17 protein-coding genes are annotated in these 25,743 nt (G+C 63.2%); 8 read left to right on the top strand and 9 right to left on the bottom strand.

What is annotated here, in order from left to right; translation table 11 throughout:
* Positions 1-137 precede the first annotated feature (137 nt).
* Positions 138-1,349 carry an alginate O-acetyltransferase AlgX-related protein gene (locus NY78_RS16680; RefSeq protein WP_043638487.1) on the top strand — a complete coding sequence of 404 codons (1,212 nt, stop codon included), beginning with the start codon at positions 138-140 and terminating at the stop codon, positions 1,347-1,349.
* Here the strand turns inward: NY78_RS16680 and rlmD are convergent.
* Positions 1,346-2,695: a 23S rRNA (uracil(1939)-C(5))-methyltransferase RlmD gene (gene rlmD, locus NY78_RS16675; RefSeq protein WP_043638484.1), complete on the bottom strand. Its 1,350-nt coding sequence runs from the start codon at positions 2,693-2,695 to the stop codon at positions 1,346-1,348. The two genes, NY78_RS16680 and rlmD, sit on opposite strands and share 4 nt — an antisense overlap.
* A gap of 137 nt (positions 2,696-2,832) precedes the next feature.
* Between rlmD and NY78_RS16670 the strand changes: the two genes are divergently transcribed.
* From NY78_RS16670 to NY78_RS16655, 3 genes are all read left to right on the top strand, one after another.
* Complete coding sequence (locus tag NY78_RS16670) at positions 2,833-4,581, top strand: sensor histidine kinase (protein WP_043638361.1); 1,749 nt, start codon at positions 2,833-2,835, stop codon at positions 4,579-4,581.
* Positions 4,582-5,154: 573 nt separating this feature from the next.
* Positions 5,155-6,363: a CDP-glycerol glycerophosphotransferase family protein gene (locus NY78_RS16660; RefSeq protein ID WP_047960249.1), complete on the top strand. Its 1,209-nt coding sequence runs from the start codon at positions 5,155-5,157 to the stop codon at positions 6,361-6,363.
* Positions 6,351-7,025, top strand: a complete 675-nt coding sequence (locus NY78_RS16655) for a phosphocholine cytidylyltransferase family protein (protein ID WP_043638356.1) — start codon at positions 6,351-6,353, stop codon at positions 7,023-7,025. The genes NY78_RS16660 and NY78_RS16655 overlap by 13 nt, the downstream gene beginning before the upstream one ends.
* A 71-nt stretch (positions 7,026-7,096) precedes the next feature.
* Here the strand turns inward: NY78_RS16655 and NY78_RS24825 are convergent, their stop codons facing one another.
* The 5 genes from NY78_RS24825 to NY78_RS24820 form a co-directional block, all read right to left on the bottom strand.
* Positions 7,097-8,482 carry a hypothetical protein gene (locus tag NY78_RS24825; protein ID WP_156180972.1) on the bottom strand — a complete coding sequence of 462 codons (1,386 nt, stop codon included), beginning with the start codon at positions 8,480-8,482 and terminating at the stop codon, positions 7,097-7,099.
* Between the two features lie 210 nt (positions 8,483-8,692).
* Positions 8,693-10,756, bottom strand: a complete 2,064-nt coding sequence (locus NY78_RS16650; RefSeq protein WP_043638354.1) for a [FeFe] hydrogenase, group A — start codon at positions 10,754-10,756, stop codon at positions 8,693-8,695.
* 2 nt (positions 10,757-10,758) lie between these two features.
* Positions 10,759-12,651 (bottom strand): NADH-ubiquinone oxidoreductase-F iron-sulfur binding region domain-containing protein, encoded by a 1,893-nt coding sequence (locus NY78_RS16645; protein ID WP_043638352.1) that lies wholly within the window; start codon positions 12,649-12,651, stop codon positions 10,759-10,761.
* Entirely contained in the window at positions 12,651-13,157 is a 507-nt protein-coding gene (locus tag NY78_RS16640; protein ID WP_043638349.1) for an NADH-quinone oxidoreductase subunit NuoE family protein, read from the bottom strand. The genes NY78_RS16645 and NY78_RS16640 overlap by 1 nt, the downstream gene beginning before the upstream one ends.
* A 308-nt stretch (positions 13,158-13,465) precedes the next feature.
* Positions 13,466-13,810 carry a hypothetical protein gene (locus tag NY78_RS24820; protein ID WP_156180971.1) on the bottom strand — a complete coding sequence of 115 codons (345 nt, stop codon included), beginning with the start codon at positions 13,808-13,810 and terminating at the stop codon, positions 13,466-13,468.
* 11 nt (positions 13,811-13,821) lie between these two features.
* Here NY78_RS24820 and NY78_RS16635 point away from each other — a divergent pair, with 11 nt between their 5' ends.
* Entirely contained in the window at positions 13,822-16,578 is a 2,757-nt protein-coding gene (locus NY78_RS16635; RefSeq protein WP_047960248.1) for an ATP-binding protein, read from the top strand.
* A 75-nt stretch (positions 16,579-16,653) separates the two neighbouring features.
* Positions 16,654-17,463, top strand: a complete 810-nt coding sequence (gene murI, locus NY78_RS16630; protein ID WP_043638346.1) for a glutamate racemase — start codon at positions 16,654-16,656, stop codon at positions 17,461-17,463.
* 196 nt (positions 17,464-17,659) lie between these two features.
* Here the strand turns inward: murI and NY78_RS16625 are convergent, their stop codons facing one another.
* Positions 17,660-18,367 carry a methyltransferase domain-containing protein gene (locus tag NY78_RS16625; protein ID WP_043638345.1) on the bottom strand — a complete coding sequence of 236 codons (708 nt, stop codon included), beginning with the start codon at positions 18,365-18,367 and terminating at the stop codon, positions 17,660-17,662.
* 183 nt (positions 18,368-18,550) lie between these two features.
* On the opposite strand from NY78_RS16625, the gene NY78_RS16620 reads away from it, so the two are divergent.
* Both NY78_RS16620 and NY78_RS16615 read left to right on the top strand, forming a co-directional pair.
* A complete protein-coding gene (locus NY78_RS16620) occupies positions 18,551-20,008 on the top strand; it encodes an MBOAT family O-acyltransferase (RefSeq protein ID WP_043638344.1) in 1,458 nt (485 codons plus the stop codon).
* Between the two features lie 13 nt (positions 20,009-20,021).
* Entirely contained in the window at positions 20,022-21,203 is a 1,182-nt protein-coding gene (locus NY78_RS16615; RefSeq protein ID WP_043638343.1) for an alginate O-acetyltransferase AlgX-related protein, read from the top strand.
* A gap of 12 nt (positions 21,204-21,215) precedes the next feature.
* Here NY78_RS16615 and NY78_RS16610 read toward each other — a convergent pair whose 3' ends face one another.
* Positions 21,216-23,933 (bottom strand): hypothetical protein, encoded by a 2,718-nt coding sequence (locus NY78_RS16610; protein WP_043638342.1) that lies wholly within the window; start codon positions 23,931-23,933, stop codon positions 21,216-21,218.
* A 641-nt stretch (positions 23,934-24,574) separates the two neighbouring features.
* Positions 24,575-25,663: a magnesium/cobalt transporter CorA gene (gene corA, locus NY78_RS16605; RefSeq protein ID WP_043638341.1), complete on the bottom strand. Its 1,089-nt coding sequence runs from the start codon at positions 25,661-25,663 to the stop codon at positions 24,575-24,577.
* Between the last annotated feature and the right edge of the window lie 80 nt (positions 25,664-25,743).

The raw sequence follows: 25,743 nt of genomic DNA, 5'->3' as shown, positions 1-25,743 counted from the left end.
GAAACCTCGGCCGGCTCCGGTGCGACATGGCGGGCATGACAATTGACAGCACATTGTGCAACAAACGGGCATCCGCGGACTCAGTGCGGCCCCAGTCCATGAACAGGACCGGCCTTGGCCGGATGATGGGAACCGCCATGCGTAACAAATGCCTGCTTTTCCTGGCGGGCGCCGTGCTGCTTGTGGGCCTGGGCGAACTCGCCTGCCGGCTTTTTGAACAGGCTTATTATCGGGCTGTTATCAATCCCACCGGGGACATCGTCAACCTGACGGCGCTCAACTACAACGACACGACCGTGCCCCGGCGCAAGACGCCTGGGGAGTTTCGCATTCTGGAATTTGGCGATTCCTATGTCTACGGCACGGTCAAGACCGATTACACCCCCTCAAGCGTGGCCGCCAACCTGCTCGGACAGGCTGGTGCGCCGACCCGGCTGGTCAACCTGAGCGAGCCTGGGACGTCTTTTTTCCAGTACCGCAAGGCCATGCGCCATTGGGCCGGGCTGATTGAGGCCGACGCCCTGGTGGTCGGCATGTTTCTCGGCAACGACTGTGTCGAGGTGGCCCGGCATATTGTGCCTGACGATCTGCCGGTCAACGGCTGGCTGCGGGAAAATTTTGTGGAGATCACCACCGGGCGCAAGCGGTTGGCCGCTGCGCGCCATGGGCACGGTTTGCGGCTGCTCGATTATGCCGCCGATGCCATCAATATCAAAGCCACCGGGGAATACGTCACGATGAACATCCCCGAACCACATTCCGGCCTCTACAGCCCGTTGCCGGAAGAGCGGTTCATGGAGCTGACCCGGCTTTTTGCCGTGGCCGGAGAGCCGGCGCACAGCGCGGAGTTGGCCCGGGGCTGGCAGGCCCTGGCCGATACCGGACGGGATTTGGCCCGGTTTGGCCGGGAGCGGGGAATGCGGGTGGCGGTGGTGCTGTCGCCGGCGGAAGTGGCGGTCAATGACCGGCTGTGGCGCAAGGCCGCCCTTGAGGCCGGCATCGATCCGAAGTCCTTTGACCCGACCCTGCCCGGGCGCATGGCCGCAGCGGTCCTGGCCAAGGTGGCCCCGGATGTGGCCGTGCTCGACCTGACGCCGGTTTTCGCCTGCGCCGCCGCCCGGGGGGACGTCTTGTATCCGCCCCGGGAAATCCATTGGAATGCGGCCGGCAACCGGCTGGCCGGCCAGGCCCTGGCCCGTTTCGTGGGCCGGACCTGGCTTGGCCTGCCAGGGGACGCCCCGGTCGGGGCCGACCCCTGCCTGGATGCCGCGCCGCTTCCGGCCGGGCCGGCCGATATGGCGGCCTGTCTGGCGGCTGCCGGGCCGTTTGCCGAGCCGGCCCGGCCCTAGCGCAGGGTCAGGGCGGCCACGGCCTCGATATGGGCGGTGTGGGGGAACAGATCCACCGGCGTCACCTGGGCCACGTCGTAGAGCTCGGCCAGGACCTTGAGGTCCCGGGCCAGGGTGGACGGATTGCAGGAGACGTAGACGATGCGCCTGGGGGCGACGCGCAGAAGTGCGGCCAACACCTCGGCGCTGGCTCCGGCCCGGGGCGGGTCGAGGACGGCCACGGCCGGCTGGGTGTGGACCAGTTCCTCCAGGGCCGCCGAGGCGTCGCCGGCCCGGAAGACGCAGTTTTCCACCTCGGACAGCTCGGCCGAGGCCTTGGCGCTCTCCACGGCCCGGATGTCGATATCCAGACCGTAGACGGTCTTGAAATGCGGGGCCAGGGTCAGGGCGATGCCGCCGCAGCCGCAGTAGAGGTCCCAGGCCGCGCCTTCGGGGTCGCTGCCGGCCGCCGTCGCCACCACGTCGTACAGGGCCGCGGCCGCGCCGGTGTTGGTCTGGACAAAGGCATCGGGCAACACCCGCAGGCGCACCTTGCCCACCTGCTCTTCCAGGAGCGGCCGCCCCATGGAAAAGACCTGCCGTTCGCCCACGGCCACGGCCGTGGAGGCCCGGCGCACCGAATGGACAAAGCCCGTCACCTCGGGGAACTTTTTCATGAGCGTCTCGCCGAGGGCGTGGACCGCGTCGCCGGCCCCGCGGGCCGGTCCGGTGATCATGTGGACCAGGCGCGCTCCGGTGGCTGCGGACTGGCGCAGGACCAGATGCCGCCACACGCCTTTGCTGGTGCGGGCGTCAAAGGCCCCAAGACCGGTGTCCAGGCAGACTTTGCGCAGATACCCCACCATTTCGGCCGCCCAGGGGTCCATGAGCGGACAGGTCTCGATGTCGAGCACCCGGTTGGGCCGGGTGCGCTCGTGCAGGCCCAGATAGAGCTTGCCGGCAAAGGCGAATTCCATTTTGTTGCGGTAGCCGTAGAGGGCCGGCGAGGGGATGGTCGCGGCCACGGGCGGGTCCTGGAAACCGCCCAGGCGGGTCAGTGATTCGACCACCTGTTCACGCTTCCAGTAGAGTTGGGCGTCGTAGTCGAGGTCCTGCCAGACACAGCCGCCGCAGACCCCGAAATGGGGGCAGACCGGGGCCACGGCCTGGGGCGAGGGGGTCAGCGTTGTGACGACCCTGGCCTCGGCAAAGCCCTTTTTCACTTTTTCCACCCGGGCCAAAACCGTTGCCCCGGGGAGTCCGCCGTCCACAAAATAAACCAGCCCGTCCAGACGGGCCACACCTTTGCCGCCAAGAGCCAGCCGGGTCACGGCCAGTTCCACTTCCATTGATTCGCGTATGTCCATGGCGGACTTATGCGCGTGGCCGGCCGTCGGCGCAAGGGGCTGGTTTCCCAAAAATGGGCGGGCAGTTCGGGAGTGCTCCGTAACCAATTGCGCGCACGGGAAAAATCAGATACCCGAAAGAAAGCTGGAGGAGGCCCATGACCCGAAAGCATATCCTGGCCGCGTGCCTGTTGTTCGTGGTCCTGACCCTGGCCATTGCCGGCATGGGGTATCGGGCCAAGACCGACCTTGAGGCCGTGGTCACGGACCAGTTCAACCACCAGCAATTGCTTCTGGCCCAGAAGATCGCCGAGGACATCGGCGAGCACTACGCTTTTTTGCGCACCTGCCTGGAGAGCATGTCCCTTCTGTGGCGGGACGAAACCGTGGCCGAGGGCCGGCCGTGGCTGGCCGTGCCGGCCTTTTACAGTATCTTTGCCGAATGGAACGTGGTTGCTTTGGGGGTCATTCCCCCAGGTGGGGATGCGGCGGTGTTCTACGACGCATCCGGGCGGCCCGTGGCTGCTGACGGCCTGTGTCCCGAAATTTGCCGGCAAGCCTTTGCCACACCGGTGCGCATGGGCCATATCGCCGTCAGCCGGATCTTTTCCCCGGTAAGCGGACCGCTGGCCGGCCGGCGGCTTTCGGCCATGACCATGCCGCTGGCCGACGATTCCGGCCGGGTCGGGGGGCTGGTGCTGCTGGTCGACGCCCTGGCCGTGGCCGGGCGCTACGCCCACAATGTGCGCTCGGGCCAGACAGGCTATGCCTGGGTGCTCGACGACGCCGGCGTGTTTCTCGACCACCACGAAACCGACTTCATCGGCAAGGAATCCCTGGAAGTCCGCCGTCAGCGCGACGCCAGCATCGACTGGTCGCGCCTGACCTGGTTGATCAACAACCGGATCATGACCGGGCAGCGGGGCATGGACTGGTATGTTTCCGGCTGGCACCGGGGCAGCATCGGGACGGTCAAAAAGTTCGTGGCCTTTTGTCCGGTTTCCCTGGCCGGCAGCGAGGACCCGGGCAATCGCTGGGCTGTGGCTCTGGCTGCGCCGCAAGACGAGGTGCAGGGGCTGATCGGCCGGCTGCTCGTACGCGAATGGGCCATTGTGGGGCTTTTTGAGCTGGTGGTTTTTGCCATGTTCGTGGCCACCATCCACTTTGCCCTGCGCTGGTCGCGCCGGCTGAAGGAAGAACGCGACAAGACCGGCCGGGAGCTGCTCGGCGCCCAGGAAAAGCTCATCCGCTCGGCCCGGTTCGCGGCCATTGGCGAGGCGGCGGCCCGGTTGTCCCATGAGATCAAAAATCCGCTCATGCTCATGGGCGGCTTTGCCAGTCAGGTCCGGCGGCATCTGCCCGAGGACAGCGCGGAAGCGGAAAAGCTCGGCATCATCGAATCCGAGGCCAAGCGCCTGGAAGGGCTTTTAAATGAAGTGCGCGATTTCACCCGGCCGGCCCCGCCGCAGATCGAACCGCATGATCTGGGGGCAATGCTGGCCGAGTCTCTGGCGCTGATGGCCGGGTCCATGGAGTCCCGGGGGATCACGGTGGTCACGGACATTTCCCCGGAGCTTTCGGCCGTGCCCTTTGATGCGGCGCGCATCAAACAGGTGATGCTCAATCTGCTTAAAAACGCGGGCGAGGCCATGGAAGGCGGCGGCACCCTGACCATGACCGCAGCCCCGGTGGGGGACATGGTGCGCATCTCGGTGACCGACACCGGCGGCGGCATCCCGGAGGCCGTGCGCGCCCGGGTGTTTGATCCGTTTTGCACCACCAAGGAATCCGGCACGGGCCTCGGCCTGACCGTGTGCCAGCGCATCGTCGAGGACCACCACGGCGACATCCGCTTTACCACCTCCGAGGCGGGCACGACATTTACCGTGGAGTTGCCGCTGCGGTAATACAGTGTTTTCGCTGCCCCAGGTGGGATTCCAAAGGGGTCGCCCCTTTGGCCGCCCAAGCAACGGTGTTTCCGGCAGACGCAAGGGCCGGCTGTTCGGTCCGCAGCCGACCGTATTGCCGGCCAACGCCAGGAACCCCTTGAAAGCTTCTCCCTTAACAGGGGTCCGGGGGGATGATCCCCCCGGCCGCCGGCGGCATCTTCTGCCTTTTTTCTCCCGCCCCCGGGGCTGTGTCGCCCGCTGTGCCGCCCGGCTGCTCCCGACGCCCGGTCCCCAGAAAATTCCTGGCCCAGCCGGCCGTACGCCCTTTGGATGAAATTGAAGTTTGCGACAGCATGTGTGCCTCCTGGCTTGTTGTGCGCTCCAGGCGGCGGCTGTTCTGCTGGCGGCCGGCATCCTGTGCTGTTCCGCTTCTAGCGATATTGAAAATCATTGTCAATAAATCTGGTGCAGTTTTTGCTGCCACTCCATTGCTTGTCAAGAAGATGACCCTGGGGATAGGGTGGAAACAGTGTTGCGCCGGGCGCGGCCGGGAGTTGCCGGGGTGCGTGGGCAATCGGAAAGGGGAGAGGCATGGACGATTCCCGTCTGGCCACATTGGCGCAGCAGGCCGCCGCAGCCCGGCGTTCGCCGGGGCAGGTGGTTTTTTTCGGCCGCCAGATGACCCAGTTCAACGACAACGGCAAATACGCCTTTCTCCACTGCGCCCGGTCCTGCCCGGCGCTGTCGTGCGCCTTTGTGACCGAGAGCCGGGATGTGGCCGCCCTGCTGACCGGGGCGGGTCTTGCCGCCTATGTCCTGGGCGATCCCCGGGCCGATGCCTTCATGCTGGGGGCCGGGGTGGTGGTGTGCGACGATTTCCACTGGCGCATGGACGAAGTCCTGGCGACGTTGCTGCATCCGGCCAAGGTGGTGCAATTGTGGCACGGCATACCGCTCAAGGCCATTGGCTTCCCGGAACTGGCCTCTCGCGTCAACATGACGCCGGAAAAGGCCGCCTTTTTGACGACGATGTATTCCGGCTACGACACGGTGGCCTCGACCTCGCCGTATTTTACCGAACACGCCTTTGCCCCGGCCTTTCTGGCGACTTGTTTTGAAGAGATGGGCTATCCCCGAAACGATGTGCTGACCCGCGCCCCGCGCCGCGACGACATGCTTGGCGTGGACGCGGTCCTGTACGGCCGGTTGGTGAAGCACAAAAAGGCCGGCGGCAAGGTGCTGGTGGTCATGCCGACCTTCCGGGACGGCGGCGGCGGCCCCATTGAAGAGGGGATGCTGGACTTGGCCCGGTTGGCCGCCTTTGGCGAGCGCCACAACGTCATGACCGTGCTCAAGCTCCATCCCTACGTGGGCCTGCGTTTTACCGGCGCGCTGCCGCCGACCCTGGCCGTGGCCGATGCCGTCAGCGACGCCTATCCGCTCCTGCGCCTGTCCGATGCGCTGTTGACCGATTATTCCTCGGTCTATTTCGATTATCTGCTGACCGACCGGCCCATCATTTTTTATCCCTACGATTTCGACCGCTATGTCAGCCGCGACCGGGAGCTCCTGTTCGACTACGCAACCATGACGCCCGGCCCGCGCCCAACCGACCCGGAGGCGCTCTTTGCCGCCCTGGAGGCCGTGCTGGCCCGCGGCGAGGACGAGCACGCCCCGGCCCGGCAGGCCCTGGCCAAACTGTCTTTTCGCCATGTGGACGGCCATGCCGCCGTGCGTCTTGGCGAGTACATCCAACGCCGTTTTACCGACACCGGAGGGACACCGCCATGCAAGCCGTAATCCTCGCCGCCGGCATCGGCAGCCGCCTGGGCTGCCCGTTTCCCAAAAGCTTGTCCGAACTGCCCAATGGCGAGCGCATCCTGGGCCGCCAGATCCGGCTTCTCAAAGAAGCCGGCATCCGCACCATCCATGTGGTGGTGGGGTTTAAGATGACCCTGCTCATGGAGTCCTTCCCGGACGTGTTTTATTGCTATAACTCGGCCTATTATCTGACCAATACGTCCAAGAGCCTGCTTTGCGCCCTGCGGCTTCTCGATGACGACGTGATCTGGCTCAACGGCGACGTGGTGTTCGATGCGGCCGTGCTGGCCGACACTCTGGCCGGTCCGGCGGGAAATCTGGTCTGCGTGGACAAGAAGCGGTGCGGGGTGGAGGAAGTCAAATACACCCTGGACGATGCCGGGCGCATCCGTGATCTGTCCAAGATCGTGGCTGATCCGCAGGGCGAGGCCATCGGCATCAACGTGATCCGCCGGGGGAGCCTGCCCCGGTTTGTGGAGATGCTTACGCGCTGCGACGACCAGGATTATTTCGAGATGGGCCTTGAGCTGTTGATCCGCGACGGCGTAACGGTCCTGCCGCTGGATATTTCGGCCCATCGCTGCATCGAGGTGGATTTTGCCGAGGACTGGGAAGCGGCCAAGAAGCTGTTTCCGGCCTGACGGGCGGGGATTGGATCAAAGGAAACGGGCCGGTCTGGATGGATCGGCCCGTTTTGTTGTTGAGGGGAGGGTTAGTCGGTTTTCTTTAGTGCTTTCGTGAGTTCCATGCTGGATTTTGCTGTCTCGCGTATAGTGATCATCATTTCCTTGAACATGTTACCCCATGGGGCCTGTGCCTCAGGATTTAAATGAAAGAAAGCATTTTCCTGAGATGTATTCCAGTTAAATGCTTTGTCTAATTCGTCAATTGAAAGTTTTCCGCCGTTGAGATGGACAAATAGGCGGCCTTGACGCAAGGCATGTCTTCTGTCCTTCATTCGTTCCGCTTGATCTAGTAGTGATTTTCCAAGTCTGCAAGCGTACACAGCGATAGTTATAATTAAACCATAAAAAGTAAAATTTTTGACAAAAGATATGACAATGTATTCACCTGTAAATGTTTGATTTGACGGAATCGGTAATTTTGACAATGGCCCGTATGCATTCGTATATGCAATATATGTTGCAGTAGTGACGGCGATAAGACCCAGTGTATAGAGTAAAAATCCCTGCCTGTTGTGTGTTTTTGCTTTCCTATTAAGGTATGCAAGTGCTTTTTCTACAAATAAATCAGTTGTCGCAAGGTTGTAGGCTCTTGTTGATGGGTTGAGCTGCTGCTCTGCTGCCTTAATCTCCTTAGAACATGTTGTTTTGAACGGAGCATCGCCTGGATGCTCGATGGGTGAATTGCCGCTTTGATCGGTTGGTTTGTCTTCGTGGGGAGGGTGGGGCGGATTTGTGTCGCTGGTTTGAAGCGGATCTTTTGGCGTTTTCGCTGCCATATGCTGTTGTGTGCAGCCTTGTTGTTGAAGATAGGCATTATAATCAGAGTTTGACTGATTATGGGCGTTGTATGTTAAGGCAAGGGATTCTGCTTCGTTGAGAACAGCATTTCTAAGCAGAAGTCGTCTGTATACTTTTTCGGTAATTTCGTCGTGAAATTTGTCAGTCTTGTTAAATGTCTCGGAGTCTCCAGATACAAAGAAGTATATATTTTTTCCATATTTTATGGTGATATACCCGCAAATAGAGATAAGAAAAAAGAGAGAAAATTCAAACCCGAGGGAATCACTCCAAGCGTCTCCAGTAAATATTCTTCGCAGTGCGATAATTGCTGAATAAATTAATAGGCAGATGAATAGTGGTTTGCACGGAGATTCTTTAGTGTTTTCCCCTGTGCTGCCACGCGGGCCGTCTTTCTTTTCAGCTATAACATCTTGTTGTTTTGACTCCTCGGCGTTTCCAGAGGGCTGAAGTGAAGACAGTTTATCAGGGTCATGTGAAGGTACTATAACCTCTCTCTGCGTATTGGCTGCGAAATAACCTTCGAAATTAAAAGACTTCCGTAGTTCATTGGCAATGTTTGCTATGATTTCTTGTGCGCGGTTGGGAATGCCTTCAAAAACGCCGTTTGGCATGGCAGAACTCCTGTCGAGATGGGATGATAAGTATATATATAAAACGTATGATTTTGCAATAGGCAAATATTGTTAACAATTATACGATATCGTCGTAGGCAAACTGCTCGAATCCCGATGGTTACTACAGGTTGAGTTAGCCCAGTGACCCACGCAAAAAGGGCCGACCCTCGCGGGTCGGCCCTTTGCCATTTTGCGGAGCTGTCCGGCCTATTTGCCGCAGCTGCAGCCGCAGGACGGGGCCGCTTTCACCGGCTGGGACAGCGGGTTTTTGAGGTTGCGGTCAAGAGCCGCCAGCACCCCTTCCAGGGTGCAGTGGTTCATGATCTCGCCGTCCATTTCGACGGTGGGACCATTGGCACACTGCTCAAAACAAAACGAGGCGCGCACGTCCACGGCATGGGCCAGCCCCTGCTCCACGATGTGCGTAAGCATCCCGGTCAGGATGTCCTGGGCCCCGCGCAGGTGGCAGCTCGTGCCCAGGCACACCCGCACGCGCACCTTGGTCTGGGCCGGGTCGCCGCTCAGGAGCACCAACGTTTCGTCGCTCACGCGCCGACGGCTCTGGTAGTGGGTATGGAGCAGATCGTGGGCCTTGTGGCCGCCGACATCCCCCAGGAACTTGTCGTAACACTCGGTCACGAACATGTTGTCCTGGGCCTTGTGCAGCGGGAAGGTCTTGTCGCACTGGTAGAGTTCCCTGGTGCGGCGCTTGCGGTCGGCCAGATCCTTGGGCACGGGCTGGCCCGCGCCGCCGATGCAGCCGCCGGGGCAGGCCATGACCTCGATCAGGTCATAGTCACACGTGCCGGCCACGACCTGCTCGGCCACGGCCCGGGCATTGGCCAGCCCATGCACCACGGCCAGACGCAGGGTCTTGCCGCCGACTTCGAGCACGGCCTCGCGCAGGCCGGATTCGCCGCGCACTTCGTGGAAATCAACCGAGGCCAGGGTCTTGCCGGTGATCTTTTCGGCGGCAAAGCGCAAAACGGCCTCGGTCACGCCGCCGGACGCGCCGAAGATGACGCCGGCCCCGGTGCCAAAGCCAAAGGGCATGTCCAGGGACTCGGGCGGCAGATCGTTAAAGCGCAGCCCGGAGCCGTCGATCATGCGGGCCAGCTCCTGGGTGGTCAGGACAAAGTCCACGTCCGGAGAGCCGTCTTTGGCAAATTCCGGCCGGCGGGCTTCGAACTTTTTGGCCGTGCACGGCATGATGGAGACGATGACCAGATCCTTGCGGGCGATGCCCAGCTTGGCCGGCAGCATCTCCTTGACCAGGGAACCGAACATCTGCTGGGGCGAGCGGCAGGAGGACAGGTTGGGCAGCAGGTTGGGGAAGGACTGCTCGGCAAACTGGACCCAGCCGGGGCAGCAGGAGGTGAACTGGGGCAGCTTTTCGCCGGCTGCGGCCCGGGTCAGGAATTCCTGGCCCTCTTCGATGACCGTCAGGTCGGCGGCAAAGGTGGTGTCGTAGACGGACTCAAAGCCCAGGCGCTTGAGCGCCGCCACCATGCGGCCCATGACCGGGTCGCCGGCCGGGGTGGCAAAGCACTCGCCAAGCCCGACGCGCACGGCCGGGGCCACCTGGGCCACCACCGTCTTGGCCGGGTCGGCCAGGGCGGCCATGACCTCTTCGATCTCCGAACGCGGCACCAGGGCTCCGGTCGGGCAGACGTTGGCGCACTGGCCGCAGCCCACGCACTCGCCGTCGGCCAGATTCTTGCCAAAGGCCGGCAACACGGCGGTCTGGTGGCCGCGGAAGGCAAAGCCGATCGCGCCGATACCCTGGATTTCCGAGCACATGCGCACGCAGTCGCCGCAAAGGACGCATTTGTTGGGGTCGCGCACCAAGGACGGCGAGGAGGTGTCGAGCGGCGCCGGGGTCTGGACGGGCTTGAAGCGCACCGAGGTCACGCCCACGCGCCGGGCAATGTCCATGAGCTTGCAGTCGCTGTTTTTAAAGCAGCTGGGGCAGCTCTGGTCATGGTTGGCCAAGAGCAGTTCCACGGCGATTTTTCGGATCTCGCGCAGTTGCGGGGTATTGACCTTGATGACCAGTCCCGGTTCGGGCGGGGTGGAGCAGGCTCCCTGGACGCCGCGTCCGGCCACTTCGACCAGACACAGGCGGCAGGCCCCGTAGACCGACAGTTCGGAGTGGTAGCAGAAGGTCGGCAGGTCGATGCCGGCCTTGCGGATGATTTCAAGCAGGTTGCGCTCGCCCTCGATGGCGACTTGGCGGCCTTCGATGGTGACGAATTGCTGGGTCGTGGTCATGGCTAGATTCCCTCCACCGCGCCGAACTTGCAGGCCGTGGCGCATGCGCCGCATTTGATGCACACGGCTTCGTCGATGACATGGGGCTGTTTTTTCTCGCCGCTGATGGCTCCGGCCGGGCAGGCCTTGACGCACAGGCGGCAGCCCTTGCAGCGCGCAGCATTGATGGTCGGCATGGCCAGGGCCTTGCAGCGACCGGCGCTACAGCGTTTGTCAAAGACGTGTTCTTCGTAGTCTTTGCGGAAATGCTTGAGCGTCGAGAGCACCGGGTTGGGCGCGGTCTTGCCCAGGCCGCACAAGGAGCCGACCTGGACGGCATGGCCCAGGGTTTCGAGCAAGGAGAGCGTCTCGGCCGTGCCGCGCCCTTCGATGACGTCGTCAAGGAGGGCCAAAAGCTGCTTGGTGCCCTCGCGGCACAGCACGCATTTGCCGCAGCTCTCGCGCTGGGTGAATTCCATGAAGAACCGGGCCACGCTCACCATGCAGGTCTTCTGGTTCATGACCACCAGACCGCCCGAACCGACCATGGCCCCGACCGAGCGCAGGGAGTCGAAATCGAGCGGCAGGTCGAGCAGGTCCGGGGTCAGGCAGCCGCCGGACGGGCCGCCGATCTGCACGGCCTTGAAGCCCTTTTCGTCAATAAAGCCCCGGTCGTCGGTGACGCCGCCGCCGATGTTGAGGACCACTTCGCGAAGCGTCGCGCCAAAGGGCACTTCAATAAGGCCGGTGTTGGACACATGGCCGGTTAAGGCAAAGGTCTTGGTGCCGGGCGAGGTCTCGGTGCCGAGCGACCGGTAGCTGGCGGCGCCCTCGCTTATGATGCGGGGAATCTGGGCCAGGGTCTCGACGTTGTTTATTATGGTGGGTTTGCGCCACAGGCCCTGCTGGGCCGGGAAGGGGGGCTTGGGGGCGGGCATGCCGCGCAGGCCTTCGATGGAGGCGATAAGGGCGGTTTCCTCGCCGCAGACAAACGCGCCGGCCCCTTCCATGACTTCCAGGCGAAAGGACTGGCCCGAACCGAACAGATTGTCGCCGAGGTAGCCGGCGGCTTCGGCGTCGGCCACGGCCTTGCGCATGCGCTTGACCGCCAGGGGATATTCGGCCCGCACGTAGATGTAGCCTTCGTCGGCCCCGATGCCCCGGGCGGCGATCATCATGCCTTCGATGACGCAGTGGGGATTGCCTTCCATGAGGCTTCTGTCCATGAACGCGCCGGGATCGCCCTCGTCGCCGTTGCAGATGACGTATTTTTTCGGGCTGGTCTGGACCCGGGCGGCTTCCCATTTGCGGCCGGTGGGAAAGCCGCCGCCGCCCCGGCCGCGAAGGCCCGACTGGCTGATGACGTCGCACACGCCCTGGCCGTCCATCTCGGAAAAAGCTTTGCCGGCAGCCGCATAGCCGCCATGGGCCACGTATTCCCGGATGTCGTCGGGGTCGATGAAGCCGCATTCTTTGAGGACCGAACGGGTCTGGCGCTGGTAAAACGGGATCTGGTCGGGGCCCAGGCATTTTTCCCGGGTGCGCGGCTCAATGTAGAGCAGGCGCTCGACCGGCTGGCCTTGGACCAGGGTCTTTTCGACGATGTCCGGGACGTCGTCGGCCGTGACTTTGGTATAGAGGATGTTCTCGGGCAGGATGGTGACCAGCGGTCCCATCTGGCAAAAGCCCTGGCAGCCGGAGTGGGAGACGCGCACGCCGTCGCCGTGGCCCTCGGGCCGAAATTCAAGCACCACATCCAGGCCGGCGGCGGCCATCTGGACTTCCAGGGCGGCCAGGACCTTTTTGGAGCCGTTGGCCACGCAGCCGGTGCCGGCGCAGACAATGACGCGGCGACCACCGCTGGCCGCGGTTGCGGGCACGCCCGCCGTCTGGGTTTCGAGTATGGGGCCTTCCATTATTGCAGCTCCTTGGCGCGAATTTCGTCGATGAGGGCCACGGCGCGCTGCGGGGTCATCTGGCCGTAGACGTCTTCGTTGATGACCAGGACCGGGGCCAGGCCGCAGGCCCCGAGGCAGGCGACCGTTTCCACGGTAAAGAGCATGTCCGGGGTGGTGGCTTTGGCCTCGGTCACGTCAAGGCGCTCGCGCAGGGCTTCGAGGATGGGGATGGACTGTTTGACGTGGCAGGCGGTGCCGTCGCACAGGCGCACGACGTACTTGCCCTTGGGCTCCAGGGCGAAGTGGGCGTAAAACGTGGCCACGCCAAAGACATTGGCTTCGGGGATGCGCAGCGAGGTGGCGACGTAGGACAGGACTTCCTGGGGCAGGTAGCGGTATTCTTCCTGCAGTGCCTGCAGGATGGGGACGAGTCGGGCGGGGTGGCGGTCGTAGTGGTCGAGAATTCCGCACAGCTTCTCGAACTTGGCGGTTTCCGCCAACGCGGCGGCCTGGCTGGGCTCCATGGCTGGTCTCCTTTTGGGGCAGGAAGCGTTCTTCGGAGTTCGCGTTCGGGTTTTGGTCACAACACCCAGGCGACCAGGGGGGACCGCGCCAAACCCGAGAGGCGCGGCGATCCCGCCAGGGCCGGCCGCGCCGGCCGTCAGCCGGGGGGGGGTGGCGAGGGCGGCGGCGGCCGAAGGGGCCAAGTTTTTTGCGGCGTGGCCTGCCGATCCGGGGAGCCGGACGTTGGGGCGGGGGCCGAAAAAACGAGGCAAAACGCCGCAGCAAGATGCATGCTACTTTTTGAACAATCTCCAGGGTAATTTTCTAACTATTTGAAATGAAGTGAATAAAAGTTGATTTCGGGAGGGATGGCGGCATTGCGCGCCGGGCGGGAAGGCCTCCAGGCGCCGATTTCGTTGCATATTTGCATCAAAATAGCCGTTTCCAGAGTTTGTAAGTCAGAAATAGCCGTCTGGGGTTGATTTTCCCGTGTTGCAAAAATGCATGCATGTTGCAAATTGGCACACGGCGCTTGCAGCCGGCCTCGGCCAAACTCTTTTTCCGGCTGTATCCACTCTCCCGTGGACAGCCGGCAGGCCACTGTGTTTTTATCAAGCGTTGTCTTGTACCCTTTTTGTCCAGCCGGACGCCGCTGCGCCCGGCCGTTGATCAAAGGCCCCAGCCATGGCCACCGAGTCTGCCCTCCCCCGGCCGGCACCCGCCCTTCGGCCGCCGCGTTCCATCCGATTCCGGCTGGCCGGTCTCGTTTTGGCCTGTGTGCTGCCGGTGTGGATCTGCGCCGGCTACCTCGTCCATTATGCCTATGGCACCAAAAAGAGCCTGCTTCAGGGGCATATGGCTGAAACCGCCAGAAACCTGGCCCAGGCCGCCGACCGCGAACTGACCATTGTCCAGGCCGCCGCCGAGGGATTGACCACCTCGCCGGCCCTGCAGACAGGCGACTTCGCGGCCTTTCGCCGGCAGGTCAACACCCTGCTGGCCGGTTACCCCGACTCCGACATCCTCCTGGCCGACGCCACCGGGCAGCAGGTCTTTAATTCCTACCTGCCCGACGGCGCTCCGCTGCCCCGGCGCGCCGCCAGCAAAACCGTGCAGCAGGTTTTTGAAACCGCCAAGCCGGTGATCAGCAACGTCTTTCGCGGCGCTGTCACCGGCCGCGATCTGGTCAGCCTGGATATGCCCGTGCTCCAGGACGGCGCGGTGCGTTACGATCTGGGCATGACCGTCCCTGCCGCCCGTTTTGAAGCGATGCTCATTGACGAACGCCTGTCCCGGGGGTGGATCGCCGTCATCCTCGACGCCAGGGGGGCTGTGGTGGCCCGTTCCAGCGACAACGGGCACTGGGTGGGCAAATCCGCCACCGACCTGGTGCCGGGGTTTGAGCAGGGCCAATTCCCGGACGACTCCTTCGAGACCCGCAATCTCGACGGTATTCCGGTCCTGGCCACCTTTGCCCGGGCGCAAGCCTCGAACTGGAGCGTTGTGGTCAGTGTGCCCCAGGCCATCCTCCTGGCTGACGTGCGCCAATGGCTGTGGTGGACCGGGGGGGCGACCTTGCTTTTGTCGCTTGGCGGCATCCTCCTGGCCTTGGCCCTGGCCCGGCGCATCGCCGCTTCCATCGAATCCCTGATCCGCCCGGCCGAAGCGCTGGGCCTGGGGCTGCCTGTGCCCCAGAGCCGCGTCGATCTGGCCGAGACTGCGGCCGTGGCCAGCGCCCTGGCCCAGGCCGCCGATCTCCTGGCCACCCGGGCCGCCGAACGCCAGACTGCTGACGCAGCCAAGCGGCAGGCCGAAATCCGGCTGGCCGAACGCGAGCATATCTTTCGTATTGTGGCGGACAACTCGCACAACTGGGAGTTCTGGGAGGGAGCGGACGGTCAGTGCCATTGGGTGTCGCCGGCCTGCCAGCGCATCAGCGGTTACCCGCCCGAGGCCTTCCTCGGCCCGGAGGGCCTTGCGCTTCGCGAGGTCATCCACCCGGAGGACCGCCAGCGTTGGGACGAACATCTGGACCACGTCGGCGTTGACAAAGACGTGCATGAGGAGTTGCATTTTCGCATCGTCACCCGCCAGGGCGACATCCTGAACATCGGCCATGTCTGTAGCCGCATCGTCGGCCTTGGCGGCGAGGATCTGGGCCGGCGCGGCTCAAACCGCGACATCACCGAACAATACCGCCACGAGCAGGAACTGCGCCGGGCCAAGGAAATGGCCGACGCCGGCAACCGGGCCAAGTCGGAATTTCTGGCCAACATGAGCCACGAAATCCGCACGCCCGTAAACGGCGTCCTGGGCATGCTTGAGCTCCTGGAGACCACCGCTCTCGACAGCGAGCAGCAGGAATATGTCGCCATGGCCGCCGGAGCCACGATCCGCCTCAATCGGCTCCTCAGCGATGTCCTCGACCTCAGCAAAGTCGAATCCGGCACTCTGGTCCTTCACGAAACCGACTTCACCTTCGCCGATCTCAAGCAGGCAGTCCTGGACATCTTCGGCCCCATGGCCCGCAGGAAGGGGTTGGCTTTGACCATCGAGCTTGGTTGCGGCCTGCCTGAGACGGTCCACGGCGACGAGGCCAGACTACGCCAGATTCTGCTCAACCTCGTTGGCAACGCCGTCAAATACACGGAAGCCGGCTCCGTCCAGCTCACCATCGCCCCGGCCGTTTTCGAAGGTCCGGCCGGGGGAGACACCCCGCGCAGCTACCTCTTCACTGTGGCCGATACCGGCTGCGGCATCCCCGCCGACAAACTCGATGCTGTGTTCGTCCCTTTTGTCCAGACCTCCGGCTCCTACACCCGCCAGGGCGGCGGCGTGGGCCTGGGACTGGCCATCGTCAAGCGTCTGGTCGATCTCATGCACGGCCAAATTGAGGTTCGGAGCTGGGAGGGCAGCGGCACCACCATGCGCGTCGCCCTGCCGCTCGTCCCGCGCAGCCCCGCCCCGAAGCCGGTCACCGGCAAACAGGGTCGCCCCACCGTTCCGGCCGGACTCACCGCCCTGGTGGTCGAAGACGACACCATGAACCGTGTTGCCGCCAGTCGGATGCTCCAGAAGGTCGGCTACAGCGTGCTTGAGGCCGGCAACGGCGAGCAGGCCCTGGAGATCCTGGCCTGCCATGCCGTGGACGTCGTGCTCATGGACATCCAGATGCCGGTCATGGACGGCATCGAAGCCACCCGGCGCATCCGCACCGACGAGACCGGCCGCTACGACACGACCGTTCCCATCATTGCCATGACCGCCTATGCCATGACCGGCGACCGGGAAAAATTCCTCGACGCCGGCATGGACGACTACTTGTCCAAGCCCGTGGATGTCCCGGAAATGCTCAGTTCCATGCGGCGGGTGGTGGAAAACCGCGCCCAGGTCGCGGCCTGTCCACCTGGGGCCGTCCCCTCCTTGGAAAAAAAGGCTTGACGCCGCCGCCCGGCAGCGTTCCAAGCGTCCTGCGCCGCATGCGTGCGGCGTAAATTTTCCGCAAAGGTCCGACCCGTGCACCACGATCCTTCCTGCCCCATTGGCATTTTCGATTCCGGCCTCGGCGGCCTGACCGTCGCCCGCGCCGTCATGGATCTGCTCCCGGACGAACCCATCGTCTACTTTGGCGATACCGCCCGCGTCCCCTACGGCGTCAAGTCGCCCGACACCGTGGCCCGCTACGCCGCCCAGATCACCCGGTTTCTTTTGGCCAAAAACGTCAAGCTGCTCATCGTTGCCTGCAACACCATGGCGGCCGTGGCCCTGCCGGCCATAACCGGCCTGTCTCCGGTGCCGGTGCTCGAAGTCATTGACGCCGGGGCCGAAAGCGCCCTGGCCGCCACCCGCACCAGGCGCATCGGCATCATCGCCACGCCCTCCACCATTGCCAGCCATGCCTACGAAAGCGCCCTGGCCCGCCTGGGCGGCCCGGACGTCCATACCGTGGCCAAGGCCTGCCCCCTGTTCGTCCCCCTGGTCGAAGAGGGCTGGCTCGACCACCCGGCCACCCGGCTGGTGGCCGCCGAATATCTGGCCCCGCTGGCTGCCCACAACCTCGATACCCTCATCCTCGGCTGCACCCATTATCCGCTCCTGGCCCCGCTGCTGGCCGAGGTCGTCGGTCCCGGCATCCGGCTCCAGGACTCGGCCACGGCCGTGGCCCGCCGCGCCGCCGCCATCCTCGATGCCAAGGGCCTGCGCAACACCGCAGTCCCCCCGGCCCACAGCTTCCACGTCACCGACCTGCCGCACCGGTTTATTGCCGTTGGCGAGCGGTTCTTAGGCCGGCCCATGACCGACGTGCGGCTGGAAACGCTGATTTAGGCGACATCCGGGACGGCGAGCGGGGGGGGGCCGCCGGGGTGCGGCGCATGTCCCGGTCCACGGCAGTCTTTTCTGGCAAAACGTCCGCCCGTCGACGTGGCAACGCCCCCGGTCAAAGCAAACAAACCCCAGGCGGGATTCCAAAGGGCTCAGCCCTTTGGCCGCCGGAGGCCTGCTCCCTCTTCTCCGCCCCAAGTTACTCCTGGCGGGTGAAGAGCAGGGCGGCTTTGTGGGTGCGTTCGGCGGGACCTTTGGCAAAGCGGCCATTGGTGAGGAAGCGCATGGACCAGTCGGGTCCCAGGGCGTGGGCCAGGGCGTGGGCCAGGTGGAAGGCGTTGTCGTAGACGAAACCGGGGTAGTGTTGGCGCAGCGTCTGCGGGTCAACCGGAAGATCGTCGAGGCGGTAGACGGGACGCAGGGTGAAAAACAGCTCACGGCGTCCCCAGCATTTGGCGGCATTGGCCACGAGCCCGACCCGGCCCTTGCAGACGATCTGGCGGCCGATGAAGTCGATGAGCAGGGCCATGTCGCAGGGGGTCTCAGGCGGCTGACGCAGGAAATCGCTGGCCAGGAAGGCGACGTTGGCGGCCTGGTGGAGGGCGGCAAGTCGGTTGGCGGCGTGGATGATCTCGGGGTCGATGTCCAGGCCAAGGACCCGGGCGGCGCCAAGGCGGCAGGCCATGAAGGTGAAGTAGCCAAGGTTGCAGCCGAGGTCGGCCACGGATTTTCCGGCCACGTCGAGGTCGCCTATATACTGTTCGAGGTCGGCAGTGTCCGAACCGTCCCCCGGGGCCAGCAGGCTGCCGTCCGGGGCGGGAACGGGACGCCAGATGCGCGCGGGACCGAGGGCGTCAAGGAGGCGGCGAAGTGTAGCCGTTTCAGGATGGGGCGATTGGCTTGGCATGGCTGAGCCTACCGGGAAAGCGATCGTCTGCCAAGGGTGTCCCAGGGTGTTGTCAAAGCCGGAGTCCTTGGGTAAGACCGATCACCCGTGACACAGGTCTGGGACGGCGTGCCGTTCGTGGCCGTCCTTGCTGGCGCGCGGGTGTCATTCGAGCCAGTCAACCCCTACCCCCCACAAGCACCTATGGTATTTAGCTCCGCATCGTTTCTTTTTTATTTTTTGCCTGTCGTGTTGGCGGCCTACTTTCTTTGTGTCCGGTTTGTGCATTTGCGCAACTGGATACTCCTGGCGGCCAGCCTTTTTTTCTATACCTGGGGCGAAGGCGAATATATTGTCGTCATGCTCCTGTCCATTCTTGCCAATTATCTGTTCGGCATTTGGGTGTATAAATCCCACGAACGAAATAATGCCAAATTTCAGATGGGAATAGCCATTGCATTCAATCTGTTGTTGCTCGTCATCTTCAAATATACGAATTTCCTAGTTGCCAACCTCAATCTCCTGCTGGGTTCGGCCGGGTTGCCGACCATCACTATCGGCCAGGTGCATTTGCCCATAGGCATTTCGTTTTTTACCTTCCACTGCATCTCCTACCTGATGGATATCTATCGTCGGCAGACGCCGCCCCAGATGTCGCTGCCCTGCACGGCCCTTTATATTTCGCTTTTCCCCCAGCTCGTGGCCGGCCCCATCATCCGGTACAAGGACATCGCGGCCCAGCTCACCCATCGAGTCGTGGACATGGAGCGGTTTTCCAAGGGCATCAACCGATTCATCATCGGCCTTGGCAAGAAAGTGCTGATCGCCAACGTGGTGGGCCTGCCGGCAGACAAGATTTTCGCCATCCCGTCCGAGCATTTGACCACCCCTGTGGCCTGGCTCGGTATTGTCTGCTATACCTTGCAGATTTATTTCGATTTTTCGGGCTATTCCGACATGGCCATCGGCCTTGGCCACATGTTCGGGTTCAAGTTCATGGAAAACTTCAATTACCCGTATGTTTCGCGTTCCATCCAGGAGTTCTGGCGGCGCTGGCATATTTCGCTGTCCACCTGGTTTCGCGACTACCTGTATATCCCGCTTGGCGGCAACCGGGACGGCGAAGCCCGGATGTATCGCAATCTGGTGATCATCTTTTTTCTGTGCGGCCTCTGGCACGGGGCCAGTTGGAACTTCGTCATCTGGGGCCTTTTCCACGGGTTTTTCTCCGTCCTTGAGCGCTTCCCCCTGGGCAAGCGCCTGACCAAGGGGTCGCCCATCGTGGCCCATGTCTACACCATGCTGGTGGTGATGGTGGCCTGGGTGTTTTTCCGGGCCGAAACGCTGCCCCAGGCCCTGGCCTTCATCAAGGCCCTGAGCGGTTTTGCCCATGGGTCCGGCGTGGTGTGGCATATGGGGCTGTTCCTCAACCCCAAGGTGGTCATCGTGCTCTGTCTGGCCCTGGTTGGCGTGACGCCGATTGCGCCGTGGCTGTCGCAGTGGCGGGAGCGGGTCCTGCTGCCGCGCCAGATCGGACCGGTCGCCGTGGATGACGGCGTGGAAGTGCTGGTGAGTCTGGTGTTCATGCCGGCGGTGTTTGTACTTTGCGCCATGTCCCTGGCCAGCGGGACGCACAACCCGTTTATTTATTTCCAGTTCTAGGCAGGGCAGGATAATGGCCCCAACCTTTCGCCGCAAAGCCATCCATATGGCGGCTGTGGTCGTGTTTCTTCTGTGCATATGCCTGCCGAGCACGGAAAACATCTTTCACTTCGCGCCGCCGGTCGATCTTATGGAGAATGATCCGGCGCCCTTGCCGGATTTTTCCTGGTCCCAGGCCTTTCGCACGTTCAACGTGCTCCAACGCGGATTTCTGGAAAAGACCTATGGCCTGCGCAAGCAGCTGGTGCGCTGGCAAAATATCCTCGACCTGTTCGTCTTACAATCCACCTCGCAGTACCAGTCCGTCATCAAGGGCAAGGACAACTGGTTGTTCCTGGCCCAGGAGAACGCCGAACTCAACGTGGTGGAGGACTACCGGTCCACCCGCCTGTTCTCGGCCCAGGACCTGGCCTGGTGGGTGGAGGTCTACCGGAAGCGGCAGGCCGACCTCAGCGCTCGGGGCATCCATTATCTGATCGTGGTGGCGCCCAACAAGCACACGGTCTATTCGGAGTTTCTGCCGTCGCAGTACAACCGGGTCAGCCCCATCAGCCGCACCGATCAACTGGTGACCGCGCTGCAGGCGGCCGGGGTGAACATCCTCGATTTGCGCGAGACCATGCTCAAGGTCAAGAAAGGGGCTTTGGCCTATTATCGCACCGACACCCATTGGACGACGTTCGGGGCCTTTGCCGGTTATATTGAGATCATGAAGTACCTGACCAGGTGGTATCCGGAATTCGAGCCGACCATTCGGGGCGATTACGACATTCACGTCACCCCGGGGCTGACCGGCGGCCTGTCGAGCATGTTGGCCTTAAACGACCTGTTCCCCGAGGAGCAGGTGACCTTTGTGCCGCAGACGCCGCGCCTGGCCAAAGAGGTGGACAACGTCGTGGCCCCGAAGTCGCTGTTTCAGCCCACCGTGGTCACGGAGACCGGCGACGCCAGCCAGCCCTCAGTGGTCGTCTTCCGCGATTCCTTTGCCCACGAACTGATTCCCTTTCTCTCGGAAAATTTCAGCCGGGCCGTGTATTTGTGGCCTTACCCGTCCACGCCGCGCGAAATGCGCGTCTTTGACTGGGGAGCCATTGATTCCGTCAAGCCCGGTCTGGTTATCGATGAATTCGTGGAGCGCTATTTCACCGAATTCCCGCCCTCGCGGCATCCGGCCAAGCCTTCTGCCAAACCCTGATTCCCCCCCGTCTTATTCCCTCAAGAGCAGCAGGGCTGCCGAACCCGTCGCCACGGCGGGCACGGAGGCCCTGGACGCAAAGCCGCCGCCAAGGATCGGTCCGTTCGTGCTCTCCACCCCCGCGCTGCTGACCGAACGCACGAGCCAGGAATAGGCGCCCGGGCTAGCCAGCGTGCGCGTCAGGGTCTGCCCGGCCACAGGCGTGGCCGTCGCCTTGACCCAGGCCTCGCCGTCCCTGGATTCATAGATGTTGACGCCGACGATGCCGGCAGTCTGGGCCGGGTCCCAGCGAAGCGCCCAGGTCTTTCCCGCGGCGTCGGCGGCATAGGCCGTAAGGCCGGTCGGGGCCGGCGGCGGGGTCGTGGCGGCGATGGCGGCGGTTGTTTCCACCGGAGTTCCCGCAGCCAGATCGAGGCCCAGGGGGGTGACGGTATAGGTGTAGGGCGTTCCCCGGACGGCGGTCGTATCGACGAAGGGCGGACTGCGAAAGATCTGCGGGTCCAGGCCGGGCCGGGCGAGGCGGAAGGCGATGGCCCCGGCCGGCGGCGTGAAGGCCAGGCTTACGCGGTCAAAGGCTGTGGCGGCGGCCAGATCGGTCACAGGCTCCGGGGGGGCGGCAGACGGGCCGGCCAGAGACCCCTGAACCGGTGTGGACAGGGCGCTTTCCACCCCGGCAACCACGGCGGTCACGCCGTAGTAGGCCCCGGCGGCCAGCCCCGGTTCGGTGGCGGTGTACAGGGCATAGGCCGTGCCCGAGACCGGGCTTGCCGTGAGCCGGGTGGCGACGGCGGCCGCGGCGTCGCCCTTGTAGATATGGTAGCCTTCCAGGCCGCGCTCCTGGCTGGCGGCCCAGGACAGGAGCATGGAGGTGGCCCCGGGGAGGCCGACAACGCGCTGGGGTGCTTGGGGCGCTCCCGAGGCGTAGAGGGTGGCGGCCAGGAACTGTCGGCCGCTTTTGGCCTCGACGATGGCGGCCTCCACGCTGTTGGCCCCGGCATTGAGCCAGGCGGCCCGGGGAACCTGATAGGCGGCCGAGGCCCCGCCAAGGGCGTTGAATCCCTGGACCAGCGTGCCGTTGATGCGGGCGTCAAGGGTCTCGGGAATGTATTTCGTGCCGTAGCCGCTGTAGGTGAAGGTGAACAGCGGGGTGCGGGTGTCGGTGCTGCCTGTCGGCGTCACGCTGAAGGTCCCGATGGGGACGTCCGAGGCGTAGGGAAGGTCGGTCACGGGGCCAAACGACGTCTTGTGACTGATCTGGCTGCGCGGCGGCAGCAGTCGGGTCTGCTGGGCCGCATTCACGACCCGGCGTGTCCCAATGCGGTTTTCGGCGGTCATGGAGCCATCGCTCTTGATGGTCAGCACGGCAGCGGCCGTGGGCCGCACGCTTGGCGTGGCCCCCCGGACGTCGGCGCGCCTGGCCTGGGATTCGGCCGCAACCTCGGCGGCCGAGGGCCGGAGCCGGGCGGACCTGGGGGCATCGTGTGCGCCGGTGGCGTCGTAGACGCTTTCCAGACCGTATCCGATGATTTTGCTGCCGACTTTTTGGATGGGCCAGCTCGTGCCTGGGGCAAAAGCATCGAAAATGGCGTCGCCGAGCTTGTCCCAGATAAATTCCTTGGCGTATTCGCGGGGATTTTCCGTCCGTTCCTGGATGAAATTGGTGAATTTGATGGTCCAGCAGACATTGTGCGTGAGCAGCGCGCCCTGGCCCACCTCAATGATGACCTCCCCGGCCTGGGACTGGTCGTAGCCCGGTTCCAGGGTCACTTCCCGGATCTGGCCGTCGGCGAACTGCACGGCCATCGACGGCAGCCGGACCGTGCCGTAGACCTCCACCGGCTGCATCCTGATCCAGTCGCCCTTGGCGAGGGTTGTTCCGTTGGACAGGGCGGTCCATTCCCCGCTGATCTGATTTTTGATCTCCACCCCCCAGTCTGAAGTGAGCACCGTGGCAAAAGGCACGGACAGGGTCCGGGAGAGTGGCGGCGCGCTGCCGCCCTCGGCCGTGACCTTGCCGGACACCGGGCCGGAATCGAAGGCAGACAGGGGGCAGGTCAGGGAGAAGGGGGCGTACCCGGCATAGACATAGGCCGAGGTGACGACCTGCGCCGGGGAGATTTCCAAAGGGGACGCGGCTTCGAGGCTGTACGTTTCAGCATCGACCGGGAGCTTGGTCGAGGCCTCCAATGTTGCCTGGATGTCGCTGACGCAGAGTCGGCCGTATTCGAGCCAGGCGTGGCGAAACTGCCTGATGTTCAGGCTGAGCACCCCCTGGACGGCGGTGCCGGGGACGGTTTCGCCGCCGGGCGTGCGCAGTTCGAGGGCCACGGTATAGCCCCAGGTCCGGACAAAACCATCCGGGTATGTTGCGTCATACCAGGGTTCGGCCAAGAATTGTCCCTCTTTGACGGTTGCCTGGGCCGTGTATTCGAGGGTTGGGGCGACGGTGTAGTTCCAGACGTCAAAAAAGGGCGTGCCTTGGGAGGAGCCGGTGTAGACGGCTGTGACCGTCAGGCGCTGGTGCCCCTGGGCCTGGAAGGAGACGGTGGGCTGCTCATTTTCGAGTTTGTAGCCAAGGGGGGAGACGAGGCCGGCGTCCCCATCGGCGTCCATTGTGATCACCAGTTGCCAGTCGCTGAGAAACGGTGTGGTGATGGTGGCTCCCCAGGCCGCCGGCGGCAGCGGCAGGGCGAGCAGGAAAAGCGGCCAGAGGGCGCACAGGCGTTTCATAGAACACCTCCGGGGCGGCCTGAGCCGGAATCAGCGTCCACGCGGAAAGACCGTCGGACGCCTCCGGGGTGGCCGTAGGGGCGGCGCAATGAGGATATGATGGTGTAGAGGTTACAATAGGCATCAAAGCAGTGCAAGTGTTGCTTTGGGCGTAGGCAAGGCCATTTTTATTAATTTCTGTAATAGCTGACGATAAAATTGTTTTACAAAAGATGGGTATTGGTAAATTTATGGAACGTAGTTTTAAATATAGAGCCGCTTTGGGCTTGTTCAGCGTTGTTATAGGTATTTTACATCAGGTTTGTGTTTGTATGTGTCCGCAATATGGTCTGTTAATCAGACGTGAACAAAGATGTTAGGACTAGTTGTTTCTAATATGTCAGTTTTTTGAAACAGAATAAGCATCGGGTTTGTTTTTCTCAGTCTTGTCGAGTGGGTGGAATGAGGGCGGCTCTGGCTGCATGTGCAGTAGGCCCGAGCGGCACGGTCCATATCCAAGAGCCTTCGTTGCACCGGTGTTGCGGCAGGATCCGGCGCTGGCCCAGCCTGTCCGGCCGCCCTGGTTCCCCGCCGGCAGGGGCCGGGCAGCCAGGACAGGACCGGACAGGACAGGACCGGACAGGACAGGAACAGCCGCCGGTCTACCGGCTCTCCCCCGGTCCTGACAGCCAGTGCTTGCGGTAGAAATACGCCGCCATGCCGACCACGGTCAGGCCCATGAAGCCCAGTAGGCTGTAAATGCCCCATTCCTCGCTTTTGAGCGGCAGGTTGTCGAAATTCATGCCGAAAAAGCCGACCAGAAAATTGAGCGGCAGAAAGATGGTGGCCACCAGGGTCAGGTACTGGCCCACGGCGTTCATGCGCAGCTCGGCCTTGGTCATGGACAGGCCGACCATTTCCGAAAGCATCTCGCGCAAGGTCTCCACCGCATCGAGCACCTGATAGACGTCCTGCTGGATGTCGTTCCAAAGGACGGCCGTGGCCGGGTCCGAGGCGATGGACTCGTCTTTGACGAAGCGCCCGAGCACTTCCCGCAGCGGCCACAACGACCGGTGCAGGAAGAGCACCTCGCGCTTGAGCCGGTAGATCTCGGTCAGGGCTTCGCCGCCGCCGTCAGAGAGCAGCGTCTGCTCAATGCCCTCGATCTCCTCGGCCAGCTGGCCGAGCGTCAGGATGTAATCGTCCAGGATGGCCGAAATGAGTGCGTGGGTCAGATGCGGCTGGCTGCGCCGGGCCGTTTTATTGCCGCCCTTTTCCAGGCGCAGGGCCACGTCGTCCCAGAGGTTGTGCTCGCGTTCCTGAAAGGTCAGGACAAAGCCGTCCCCGGCCGCCAGTCCCACCTGTTCGGCCAGCACCCGTTTTTCCTCGGCCGAGTAGGCCAGCAGGCGCAGCAGGATGAAGATATGCTCGTCGTAGTCCTCGATGACCGGCCGGTGCCCGGTATCGAGGATGTCTTCCAGGAGCAGGGCGTGCAGGCCAAAGCGTTTGCCCACGGTCTGCACCAGCCCGACGTCGTGGACGCCAACCACCCGGACCCAGGCCACGCAGCCGTCGGGCAGGATCGGCTCATTCTCGGCCAGGGCGTCGTAGCGGCGAATGGTCACGCCGTTGCTGGTCAGGGTATAGACCACCACATAGGGGGCAAAGGCCGGCCGGGCCGGAAAGGGCGAGGTGGCCTCGACCGAGAGTCCTTTGGCCTGGCGCGAACGTTTTTTGAAGCGGTCAAGCATGGCGGTGCGCTCCTTGGGCGTGGCTGTGGCGGCGGCCTGCACCCGGCACAGGGAGCCAAACCGCCAGCACGATCGAGTGG

Source organism: Desulfovibrio sp. TomC, from assembly GCF_000801335.2.
GTDB lineage: Bacteria > Desulfobacterota > Desulfovibrionia > Desulfovibrionales > Desulfovibrionaceae > Solidesulfovibrio.
The sequence above is the reverse complement of the archived record's forward strand: the minus strand, read 5'-3'. Positions and strand labels throughout refer to the sequence as shown.